The sequence below is a fragment of the Cohnella zeiphila genome, assembly GCF_014212055.1.
Classification (GTDB): Bacteria; Bacillota; Bacilli; order Paenibacillales; family Paenibacillaceae; genus Cohnella; species Cohnella zeiphila.
The window spans coordinates 216,680-228,507 of the sequence record NZ_JACJVO010000002.1 but is presented as its reverse complement, the minus strand read 5'-3'; the positions used below and the strand labels follow the sequence as shown (position 1 = coordinate 228,507).

The 11,828-nt window shown below is 64.2% G+C and carries 5 protein-coding genes and 1 pseudogene; 5 read left to right on the top strand and 1 reads right to left on the bottom strand.

Features of this window, described 5'->3' with window-relative positions; translation table 11 throughout:
- The first annotated feature begins 72 nt into the window (after positions 1 to 72).
- The 3 genes and pseudogenes from H7C18_RS02290 to ltrA form a co-directional block, all read left to right on the top strand.
- Positions 73 to 1,461 (top strand): class I SAM-dependent rRNA methyltransferase, encoded by a 1,389-nt coding sequence (locus H7C18_RS02290; RefSeq protein WP_185127386.1) that lies wholly within the window; start codon positions 73 to 75, stop codon positions 1,459 to 1,461.
- A gap of 129 nt (positions 1,462 to 1,590) precedes the next feature.
- Entirely contained in the window at positions 1,591 to 1,827 is a 237-nt protein-coding gene (locus H7C18_RS02285) for a hypothetical protein (RefSeq protein ID WP_185127385.1), read from the top strand.
- A gap of 108 nt (positions 1,828 to 1,935) precedes the next feature.
- Positions 1,936 to 3,006, top strand: a pseudogene (ltrA, locus tag H7C18_RS02280) (group II intron reverse transcriptase/maturase); the annotation flags it as partial.
- Here the strand turns inward: ltrA and H7C18_RS02275 are convergent.
- Positions 2,959 to 3,894 (bottom strand): ArsR family transcriptional regulator, encoded by a 936-nt coding sequence (locus tag H7C18_RS02275; protein WP_185127384.1) that lies wholly within the window; start codon positions 3,892 to 3,894, stop codon positions 2,959 to 2,961. The pseudogene ltrA and the gene H7C18_RS02275 sit on opposite strands and share 48 nt — an antisense overlap.
- Before the next feature lie 278 nt (positions 3,895 to 4,172).
- On the opposite strand from H7C18_RS02275, the gene addB reads away from it, so the two are divergent.
- Both addB and H7C18_RS02265 read left to right on the top strand, forming a co-directional pair.
- The gene (gene addB, locus H7C18_RS02270; RefSeq protein ID WP_202886912.1) at positions 4,173 to 7,694 is read left to right on the top strand and encodes a helicase-exonuclease AddAB subunit AddB; all 3,522 of its coding nucleotides are present in this window, start codon (positions 4,173 to 4,175) and stop codon (positions 7,692 to 7,694) included.
- Positions 7,691 to 11,800, top strand: coding sequence for a UvrD-helicase domain-containing protein (locus H7C18_RS02265; RefSeq protein ID WP_185127382.1), 4,110 nt, complete (start codon positions 7,691 to 7,693; stop codon positions 11,798 to 11,800). Before addB ends, H7C18_RS02265 begins: the two co-directional genes overlap by 4 nt.
- Positions 11,801 to 11,828: the final 28 nt, after the last annotated feature.

The following is an 11,828-nucleotide window of genomic DNA, read 5'->3' as shown; positions in this document are numbered from 1 at the left end:
AAGAGAAATCCCCATTTTTCATCCCTATGCGATAATCGGACAGGTCATGTCCGGAAAGGCGTGAAACAACCTATGGCGAACTTGGCGCAAGCGAGTGTTATTTTGAACCGATCCCGCCGGCCCCGGCTGGAGCAAGGGCACCCGTGGATCTACGCGAACGAGATCGAGCGGACGGAAGGCACCGCCGAACCCGGGGGACTGGTGCAGATCAAAGATGCCAAAGGCCAGTACCTCGCAACCGGCTATTGGAATCCCCAATCGCAAATCGCGGTCCGCGTCGTCTCCTATCAACCGCTGGAAGAGATGGACGAGGCGTGGTTCGGTGTCCGGTTCCGGCAATGCGCGGCTTACCGGAACCGCTTTGTCGGGCAAGGAAGATCCTGCCGGCTCGTCTTTGGGGAAGCCGATTTTCTGCCCGGCCTTGTCGTCGACCGCTTCGGCGGCGTGCTGGTCGTGCAGGTACTGACGCTCGGCATGGAGCTGGCGCGGGATCGATGGCTTCCGGCGCTGATCGCCGAGTTCGCCCCGCTCGGGGTATATGAACGAAGCGACGTCGGGGTCCGCGCGCTGGAAGGGCTGGAGGAACGGACCGGCGTTTTGTACGGCGATTGTCCCCGGCTGGCCCGGATCGAAGAGAACGGCCTGGAGGTGGAAGTCGATACCTGGGGCGGCCAGAAAACCGGCTATTTCTTCGACCAGACGGAAAATCGCGCCGCCATCGCGCCCCTCATGACGGGTTGGGGCGAACGAAGCGGCATCAGGCTGGAGGAACGGGAGACGGAAGAAGGAACCCGGCCCGTTCCCGTGAACGCCAAAGGCAACCCGGTGACATTCCCGTATTGGGACGGCGCGACGGTGCTCGAATGCTTCGCCCATACGGGAAGCTTCACGCTGCATGCCTGCAAATACGGAGCCAAAAAAGTGACTTGCCTGGACGTCTCCGCCCATGCGATCGAGACGGCGCGCCATAACGTCGATCGCAACGGCTTCGCGGATCGCGTCGAGTTCGTCGTGGCGGACGCCTTCGAATATTTGCGCCAGCAGGTCAAAGGCCGGGAGGAGCGTCAGCGGCGGGCCGAGGGCGGGGAGCGAAAAGTCGATACGTCCAAGCCGCTGTCCGCCGAAGGACGCACCTGGGACGTCGTCATTCTGGACCCGCCGGCATTCGCCAAGACGAAGCGGGCGGTTCCGGGCGCCATTCGCGGCTACAAGGAGATCAACCTGCAGGCGATGAAGCTTATCAACGAAGGCGGTTATCTCGTGACGGCAAGCTGTTCCTATCACGTCCGTCCGGAGCTGTTCCTGGAGACGCTGCTCGAAGCGGCGGCCGACGCGGGCAAGACGCTCCGCCGCATCGATTGGCGAGGAGCCGGCAAGGATCATCCGCAGCTCGGCGGCGTGGAGGAAGGACACTACTTGAAGTTCGGCATCTTCGAAGTCCGGAGCCGCAAAGCGCTGTAACGAGGCCGGCCGGCGCTCCAGGCCGCAGCAGCTCGGCGCTAAAGATGAAGAAATGTTAAGGAAATATGAGTTTGCAAACCCGTAACTTTTCTAATGACTCTTCGTTAATCTGTAAAAAGAGAGATAGGGTTGGCGAAGGGAGTGGAATGGATGGAATCGTTACATTTCGGTCATCGCACCGTTCCTTTAATGAACAAAGCCCATCGGCTGGAAAGCCGTAGAAGGTTAAATGAACGCATGAAGGAAATGGAGCTTGATTTGGAATTCCGCCGCAAGTGGAAAAAGACGACCGATGTCGAGCTTTGGTCGGACGCGGCGATTTTTAAATTTTCAGACGGCACGAAGCTGTATCTGAATATTTCCTGACCCGAAGGATGGGCGGGAATCGGTTAGCCGGAAGAGGCGAAAGCGGCCTCTCCGGCTTTTTATTTGTACGCCCAGCATGGGCGCCATCTCTAGGGTGAAAGTCCCGAACGGGGGCTGGGAATTCCGACCGTGATGGACCGTCTGCTCCAGCAAGCCCTTCTGCAAGTGATGAATCCGATCTTCGATGCGGAATTTTCTCCGAGCAGCTACGGCTTCCGGCCGGGAAAGCGTGCGCATGATGCAGTGAGGCAGGCACAGGCCCACATCCAAAGCGATTTGCGCTGGGTGGTGGACATGGATCTGGAGAAGTTCTTTGACCGGGTGAACCACGATATGCTCATGGCCCGTGTAGCCAGGAAGGTAACGGACAAGCGCGTCCTGAAGCTGATCCGTGCCTACCTGAACGCTGGGGTCATGGCAAACGGGGGATGCCAGCGAACGGAAGAAGGGACGCCGCAAGACGGACCGCTCAGTCCGCTGCCGGCGAACATCTTGCTGGACGACCTGGACAAGGAGCTTACCCGAAGAGGGCTGCATTTCGTCCGTTATGCGGACGACTGCAACATCTTCGTCGCAAGCAAACGCGCCGGAAAACGGGTCATGGCGTCGGTCATTCACTTTGCCGAAAGAAAGCTGAGACTGAAAGTGAACCGGGAAAAGAGCGCGGTAGCACGGCCTTGGAAACGCAAGTTTCCGGGGTTTAGTTTCCTGAGCAACAAGCAGGCGACGATTCGGCTGGCCCCGAAAACGATCTCTCGGTTCAAAGACAAAGTCCGCGAACTGACGAGCCGCACAAGGCCATTGCCGATGGAAGAGCGGATAAACCAGTTGAATCGCTATATGATGGGGTGGCTAGGCTATTTCCGACTGGCTGCCGCGAAGAGCCATCTTGTACAATTCGACGGCTGGATTCGCAGACGGCTGCGCATGTGCCTGTGGAAGCAATGGAAACGAGTACGAACGCGAATCCGCGAACTTAGGGCGCTGAACGTGCCGGATTGGGCCTGTTTCGTCATGGCCAACTCCCGACGCGGTCCATGGGAAATGTCTCGTGTCACGAACACGGCCCTTCCGACTTCCTATCGGGAAGCGAAAGGGCTGAAGAGTCTGCTTTTTCGCTATTGCGACCTCCTATTCGCGGAACGTCTCGCTGGCGGGCACCGCTTTCTCGTAATATAGCCGAAGGACGATATCCTGGTTGTAATTGCCGAAGCCTTTGCCGAACAGGGTGACGCCGCCGATATGTCCCGCGTCCTTGTCACAGGAGATGCGGAACGTCCATTGCTTGTCCCGGACGCCGATCTGCTCCAGCGTCACGTCCGAGAGCGGCTTGCCGTCCAGGCGCGTGCCGTCCCGGGTGATCGTCAGATGCTTGAGCAGGCCGTACTGGTTGATATCGTCGGGCCACCAGGGTGGATTGTATTTGCCGCGCTTGTCGCCGAAATCGCCCGGGCTGGTCCAGGTGCCCAGCTTGACCTGATTCAAGCAGAACGAAATATCGGATGGCCACCTCTGATCGGTCAGCGGAGCTTCGGAGGAGATCTCCATCGAGATCAGCAGCTCCTTAGGATTCTCCGTAGAGAGCAGGAAGTTCGGGATTTTATATTCGACGAACCCTTCGCTGAACCACAGGATCTTCGCCTGGAATCGCTCCGCATCCAGAAAATAACGGGGATCGTCAAGTTCCCCGATCACCTTCTCGCCGGTGGCGAGGCCGCAGGTCGGCTCTACCGAGAAATCGGTATAGTGGCCGACCGGAATAAAGCTTTCGTGGTACTCGCGGATATTTTCCATTTTGTTCGGAAAAACGATCTCCGCCTGTTCGATCGCGAGCGAGCAGACTTTCTGCAGGCCGCCTCTTCCGGGCAGCATGTCGGTGCGCACGATGCCGGCCTTCTCCAGCTTCTTGACATGCATCGTCATAATGGCGCTGCTCAGGCCCACCGCTTCGGCCAGTTCGCGGATGTTCATCGGCTGCTTCGCGAGCAGTTGGATCAGCTGCAGCCTGACGCCGCTGGCCATCGCTTCGTAGAAGGGCAGCGATCTCTCGGACACGTCCAAATTCATAAAAAACCTCCGAAGTCAGAGAAGTCGAAAAGTTAATCAATATATTAACAATATAGCTGTTTGCGATGCACGGTTCAACCGTTTGATTAGAAAGATGGAACGATATTTTTATGAAGAGAGACGGATTGAAATGACAGTTTGTTTATAAAAATATAAATAAATTAATAATAAACTAAATATATCAGTAGATAGGACCGGCCGATCCGAAAATTGTCGAACGAACGTGTGTGCCCATGGCCGGATATGGTACAATGGAGGTCGGAGAGACGGACGGGAGGATGGCGGCTGTGACGCTCAGATTGTTGATCGGAAGATCGGGAAGCGGCAAGACGAGATATTGTCTTGACGAGATCCGGCAGCGGCTGAAGGAAGATCCGGAAGGGCCGCCGCTGATTCTGCTCGTGCCGGAGCAGGCGACGTTCCAGGCCGAGTACGCGATGGCGACGACGCCGGGGCTCGGGGGCTTCCTGAGGGCGCAGGTGCTCAGCTTTCGCCGGCTGGCGTTCCGGGTCATGCAGGAGACCGGCGGGCTGGCGGCGGTGCCGATCAACGAGAACGGCAAGGCGATGCTGCTGCACAAGGCGCTCGTCCGCCGGAAGGCGGAGCTCAAGCTGCTTCGCGGCGGCTCGTCGGCGGCCGGGCTGGTCGAGCGGCTGGGCGATCTGTACACGGAATGGAAGCGGTACGGAACCGACGGACAGCGATTGAAGGAATTGGCGGAACGCGTCGCGGAAGCGGGCTCGGACGGGCTGCTGCCGGACAAGCTGCACGACCTGTCGCTGCTGTTCGGCGATCTGGACCGCGAGCTGGCCGGGAAATGGCTGGACGGGGAGGACGCGCTCGCGAGGCTGGCCGAAGGGGCGGCGGCGTCTTCGCTGCTGGAAGGCGCCCACGTCTGGCTGGACGGCTTCCATGGGTTTACGCCGAGCGAATACGCGGTGCTGGAAGCGCTGCTGAGACGGACCGGGCGGGTGACGGCGGCGCTGTGCCTGGATCGCCCTTACGGCGCCGGGGAGCGTCCGGACGAGCTGGAGCTGTTCCATCCGACGGCGGAGACGTCGGGGCGGCTGTGCCAGCTGGCGGCAGCATCGGGAGCGGAGCTCGAGCCGCCGGTCGTGCTGCGGCCGCTCGTGGCGCCTCGCTATGCGGGCAGCCCGGCGCTGGCGCATCTGGAGGCGACATACGGGGACCGCGCGAAATGGCCGGGCGATCAGGCGTCGCTCGGGACGGACGGCGACCTGTCGCTGCACGCGGCGGCCAGCCGGCGGGCGGAGGCGGACGCCGTCGCCCGGGATATGCTGCGGCGCGTGCGGGAAGAAGGAGCGAGATGGCGGGAGCTGGCCGTGTTCGTGCGCCGGATCGAGGACTACGCCGATCTGCTGTCCCGCACGTTCGAGGATTACGGAATCCCGTTCTATCTGGACGGGAAGGTGACGGCCGCGCATCATCCGCTGACGGAGTTCGTCCGCTCGGCGCTGGAGACCGTCGTATCGGGCTGGAAGGCGGACCCTCTTCTCCGGTGCGCGAAGACGGATCTGCTTCGGTCGGAGGACGAGGCGGTGTCCCGGGATGACGTCGACCGGCTGGAAAATTACGTGCTGGCGGCGGGCATCGACGGCTGGCGCTGGCACGACGACCGCGTCTGGCGCCCGCTCGGGCGCGGCGATCTGGAAGCGGAGGAGGAGGGCGGCGAGGACCGGCGCCTGGAGGAGCTCAAGCGGGTCCGCGACGCCGTCGTCGGGCCGCTGAAGCGGCTGGAGCAGCGCTGCAGGAAGGCGCGCAGCATTCGGGATCTCTGCGAGGCGTTGTTCTCGCTGCTCGAGGAGACCGCGGCGGCCGACCGGCTGGAGGCGTGGAGCGCGGCCGACGAGGCGGCGGGACAACCCGGCCGGGCCCGGCTGCACCGTCCGCTCTGGGACGGCGTGCTGGACCTGCTCGACCAGCTGGTCGAGATGACCGGCGGCGAGCCCGCCGATCTCGCCTTGTTCGCGGGCATGATCGATGCGGGCCTGGAGCGGCTGAGGCTTGGGGCGGTGCCGCCGTCGCTCGACGCGGTGCTGGTCGGCAGCCCGGAGCGGACCCGCTCGGACCGGATCGCCGTTCTGTACCTGCTCGGCGCGAACGACGGCGTCCTGCCGATGACGATCCGCGAGAACGGGCTGCTGTCGGAGGAGGAGCGCGAGACGCTGGCCGCTTCGGGCGCGGCCATGGCTCCCGGCGCGCGCAGACGGCTGCTGGACGAGCGTTTCCTGGCGTACTGGACGCTGTCGACGCCGTCGCGACATCTGTGGATCAGCTACCCGCTCGCCGGCGAGGAAGGCCAGGGGCTGCTGCCTTCGGAATTGATCCGCGCCCTGAAGAAGAAGTTCCCCGGTTTAAGGGAAGAGCACCCGGCGGCGGAGCCGCAGCCCGGAGAGCCGGAAGAGGATCAGCTTGCCTACGCGGTCCGTCCGGGAAGGGCGCTGACGCTGCTGATCGCCCGGATGCGGCACTGGCGGCAAGGAGGCGAGCTGGCGCCGGGCTGGTGGCAGGTCTACCGCTGGCTGACGGAGCGGGCGGAGTGGCGGCCGCGGCTTGAGAAGCTGCTGGCGTCGCTGCAATATCGCAACGAAGAGCGGCCCTTGTCGGAGGAGACCAGCCTGCTGCTGTACGGAGAGCGGCTGCTGTCCAGCGTTTCGCGGATGGAGCGGTTCGTCGCCTGCCCGTTCCGGCATTTCGCCTCGCACGGGCTGAGGCTGCAGGAGAGAAGGCTGTACCGGGTCGACGCGCCGGATATCGGCCAGCTGTTCCACGCGGCGTTGCGCCAGACGACGGAGAAGCTGCTGGCGGAAGGGCCGGCCGGCCAGGAGATCGCCAGATGGCAGGGCGAGGCGGCGGCCGCCGTGGAGCGTCTGCTGCCGAAGGTGCAGTCGCAAATTTTGCTGTCGACGAACCGCCATCAGGCGATGGCCCGCAAGCTGCGGGATATCGTGTCAAGGGCGTCCGCCATGCTCGGGCGGCAAGCGAATCTTTCGGCGTTCCGGCCCGTCGGCCTCGAGGTCGATTTCGGCCCCGCGGGAGCGCTGCCGCCGCTGTCGCTCCCGCTCGGGAACGGCCGCTGGATGGATATCGTCGGCCGCATCGACCGCGTGGACGCCGCCGAGACGTCCGAAGGGCTGCTGCTGCGCATTCTCGACTACAAGTCGGGCGCGGTCAAGCTGAAGCTGGACGAAGTGGCGCACGGCCTGTCGCTGCAGATGCTGACCTACCTGGACGTCGTCGTCTCCCACGCGCCCCACTGGCTCGGGAGACCCGCGCATCCGGCGGGCGTGCTCTATTTTCACGTGCATAATCCATTGTTACATACGTCGAACGGAATGAATCCCCGCGAGGCGGAGCTGGCGCTGCTGAAGGAGTTCCGGATGCAAGGGCTGCTGCTGGCGGACGGAGAAGCGGTGACGCTGATGGACCGGTCGCTGGCGGACGGCGGCAAGTCGGCGATCGTTCCGGTCGAATTCAAGAAGGACGGTTCCTTCGGCTCGCGTTCGCAAGTGGCGGACCAGGGCCAATGGGACGTGCTGCGCCGTTCGGTGCGCAGCAGCATCAAGCGGATCGGCAAGCGGATCGTGGAGGGAGACGTCGCGATCGCGCCTTACCGGCTCGACAAGAAAAGTCCGTGCTCGGTATGCGAATTCCGGCCGGTATGCCAGTTCGACGGGCAAGTGGAGGGCAACCGGACGCAGTGGCTGCCGAAGCCGGGAAGCAAGGACGAGGCTTGGCAGTGGCTGAGCCGGCAGGGAGAGGGGGATGACGGGCGATGAGCGATTCGTGGGCGTCGACGTACGCCAGGCCGGAAGGAAGCCGCTGGACGGACGAGCAGTGGGCCGCCATCGCGGCGGGCGGCGCGAACTTGCTCGTCGCGGCGGCCGCGGGATCCGGCAAGACGGCGGTGCTGGTCGAGCGGATCATCTCCCGCATCGCCGACGAGCGGTCGCCGATCGACGTGGATTCGTTGCTCGTGGCCACGTTCACGAAAGCCGCGGCGGCGGAGATGAAGGAGCGCATTCGCGTGGCGCTGGAAGACGCCCTCGAGGGGCGTCCGGACTCTTCGCATCTGAAGAAGCAGCTGGCGCTGCTGCCACGCGCGTCCGTGACGACGCTGCATTCTTTCTGCATGGAAGTCATCGAAGCCTATTCTCCGCTTATCGGACTGGACCCGGGTTTTCGGATCGCCAACGAGACGGAAGCGGAGCTGCTGCGTATGGATACGCTGGACGCTCTCTTCGAGGAAAGGTACGGAGAGGAAGGCGAGGAAGGGACGCTGGCCCGGCTCGCCGACCGCTTCGGCGGGGAGCGCAGCGACGAGCAGCTTCACCGGCTGGTGCTCGGGCTGCATGAATTTTCGCGCAGCCATCCGTGGCCTGAAGCGTGGCTGGAAGGAACGGCGGCCCGCTTCCGGGTGGCGGACGCGGCGGAATTGGCGGCGACCGAGTGGGTCGGCAGCATGAGGGCGGACGTCATCTTGACGCTGGAGGGCGCGGCCGGACTGCTTCGCGAAGGGCTGGAAACGGCCGGCCGCCCGGGCGGGCCGCAGCCTTACGCGGTTACGCTGGCAGACGATCTGGGCGCGGTGGAATCGGTTCTCGAAGCGGTCCGGACCGGGTCCTGGGAGACTTGGTACGGCGCGTTCGCAGCTTGTTCGTTCGGAAGGCTGAAGCCTTGCCGGGGCGACGACTACGACGCCGGTTTGCAGGAGAAGGTCAAGGCGCTGCGCGACGAAGCCAAGAAAGCGGTAGCCCGGCTGGCGGAGGAATGGTTCGTCCGCTCGCCCGAGCAGTACGCAGCGGAGCTGCGGGCGGCGGCGCCGGATATGGCCGCGCTGGCGGAGCTCGCCTGCGCGTTCGGAGAGCGTTACGAGACGGCCAAGCGGGAAAAAGGGCTGCTCGACTTCGGCGACCTGGAGCACTATGCGCTGCGGATTTTGCGGGATCCGGCCTCGACGCCGGAACGGACCGTTCCTTCGCCTGCCGCGCTCGATTACCGGAAGCGGTTCGCCGAAATCCTGCTGGACGAGTACCAGGATACGAACGAGGTGCAGGAGGCGATCGTGTCGCTGATCGCCCGCGACCGTCCCGGCAACGTATTCATGGTCGGCGACGTCAAGCAAAGCATCTACCGGTTCCGGCTGGCGGAGCCTGGCCTGTTTCTGGGCAAGTACAAGTCTTACGACGTCTGGTCCCGGGGAGGGTTCGAAGGGCGCGGCGGTTCCGAAGCAGAGGAAGGCGGGCGAGGCGACGGAGGGAAGCGGGACGGAGCGACGACGCCAGCGCCGGGACCGGATTCTGCCGGCGTCCGGATCGATCTGGCCCGCAATTTCCGCAGCCGCCGGGAAGTGGTGGACGCGGTCAATCACGTCTTTCGGCTGATCCTTCGCGAGAAAGTCGGGGAGATGGACTACGACCGGCGCGCGGAGCTGATTTACGGCGAAGGCTATCCTGATGTCGATATTTACGCCAGTTCCCGTGATGAAGGAGGCGGCAGTTTAAGCGGCGCGCCCCGCGAGGCGGGGCGTTCCCCTTACGCCGTGGAGATGATCCTGCTCGACCGGAGCGCGCCGGAAGAGGACGGCCGGGAATGGGAAGAGGAGCCGGCGGCGGAAGGCGGCGAGACGGACGCTTTGCCCGGCGCGGAGGAAGGACTGGAAGCGGCGCAGCTCGAGGCGCGCTGCATCGCCGCCGAGATCAAGCGGCTCATGGGTAGCGGCGGGAAGGAAAGCGGCGGCGCACCGTTCGCCGTCTACGACGGACGGAGCAAGCTGTACCGCCCTCTCGCTTACCGGGACATCGTCATCCTGCTGCGGGCGGCGACCGCGCTCGCGCCGGCGGTGCTCGAAGAGCTCAAAGCCGCCGGCATCCCCGCCTACGCGGACTTGGCCACCGGCTACTTCGCGGCGACGGAAGTCGACGTCATGCTCTCGATGCTGAATCTGATCGACAATCCCGACCAGGACATACCGCTCGCCGGCGTGCTCCGTTCCCCGTTGGTGGGCTTATCGGCGGAACAGATGGCGAGAATCCGGCTGCACGGCCGCCGCTCTTCGTTCTGGGACGCCGTTCGGGCCGCCGCGGCGGGAACGGCCGAAGAGAACCGGGAGCTGTCCGACAAGCTGTCCGCTTTTCTGGCGGCGCTGGATCATTGGCGCAGCTTCGCCCGCCGGGAGCCGCTGGGGGATCTGCTGGAGATGCTGTATCGCGAAACGGGCTATTACGACTTCGTCGGCGGCCTGCCCGGCGGCGTTCAGCGCCAGGCGAATTTGCGGGCGCTGGTCGACCGCGCCCGCCAGTTCGAGCGAAACTCGGCTTCGCGCGGCTTGTTCAAGTTCCTTCGGTTCCTCGGCCGCATGCGCGATACGGGCGCCGACCTGGGCGCTGCGCGCGCGCTCGGAGAACAGGAGGACGTCGTCCGGGTCGTCTCCATCCACAAGAGCAAGGGGCTGGAATTTCCGGTCGTGTTCGTGGCGGGACTTGGTCGTTCCTTCAACAAGCAGGACTTGAACGGGCTGTTCCTGAAGCACAAGAAACTCGGCTTCGGCCCGAAGCTCGTCGATCCCGAGACCCGGGTCGCCTATCCGACGCTGCCGCAGCTGGCGATCCGGCGGAAGCTAAGGGCGGAGATGCTGGCCGAGGAGATGCGGGTGCTCTACGTGGCGTTGACAAGGCCCAAAGAGAAGCTGATTCTGATCGGCTCGGTCAAAGATGCCGCGAAGGAACTGGAACGGTGGAGCGGACTGGCCTCGACTTCCGCGTCCGGCTTGCCGGATTACGCGGTGTCGGCCGCGAACCGCTATCTGGATTGGTTGGGGCCTGCGGCGGCCTTGGCCGGGGAGGGCTGGTCGCCCGAGGGCCATGACGCCGGAGCGCTCATGCCGGAAGCCGTTGCCGGATCCGCAGCTCAAGCGGCTGCCGCTTCGGACGATGCCGGCCGCGCTTCGGCAGGGACTTCGCCCGCCCGCGTTCCGTGGAAATGCCGCGTCGTGCCGGCATCTGCATACCTGCGCTCCGAAGCGGCGGGTCTTCCGGAAGAGGCGGGCGATGAGCCGTATTGGAACCTCGCGCTGGAGCTGAAGCCGGTTCCGGCCGAGACGACCGAAGCCGGGCTTCGGGCTTACGAAGCGCTGTCGTGGTTCGACCCGAAGGCGGAATCCGCCCGGCTCGCGGCCAAAACGTCCATCACGGCGATGAAACGCCGTTTGGCCGGAGACTACGCTGCGGCGGATTCGCCGGAGTCCGACGAGGAGGAGGCGGCTGAGGAGAAGCGCTTCGCGCGTGACGAGGACGAGCTTCCCGACACGGCCGCCGGAACGTTCCGGCTCCGCCGTCCGCGGTTTCTGTCGGAGAACTCGCTGACCCCGGCCGAACGCGGCTCGATCGTCCACCTGGTCATGCAGCATTTGCCTCTGGCGCCCGGAACCGGGCCGGCGGAAGTCGAGGACCTGCTCGGTCGGCTCGTCGAACGCCGCATCCTGACGCCGCAGCAGCGGGAAGCGGTGAACCCGGAGTCGATCGCGGCGTTTTGCCGGACCCCGATCTACGAGCGGCTCTGCCGGGCGGAAAAAGCGTGGCGCGAAGTTCCGTTCAGCTACGGCATCCCCGCTTCGGCCGCTTACCCGGACGCAGGGGCGGAAAGCGCGGACGAACCCGTGCTTGTCCAAGGCGTCATCGATTGCCTGTTCCCCGAAGAGGACGGACTGGTGCTGATCGATTACAAGACCGACCGGGAGGTGCCCGAAGGATGGGAGCATGCGGCCCGGAAGCACCGGTTTCAGCTTGAGCGGTATGCGGAAGCGATCGGGCGCATCTTGGGCCGCCCGGTCAAAGAAGGCTTCGTTTATTTTACGGAAGGCGGCTGCGCGGTCCGTCTGCTGTGAGGAGATGCGCGCGCGGAGGACCAGGGGA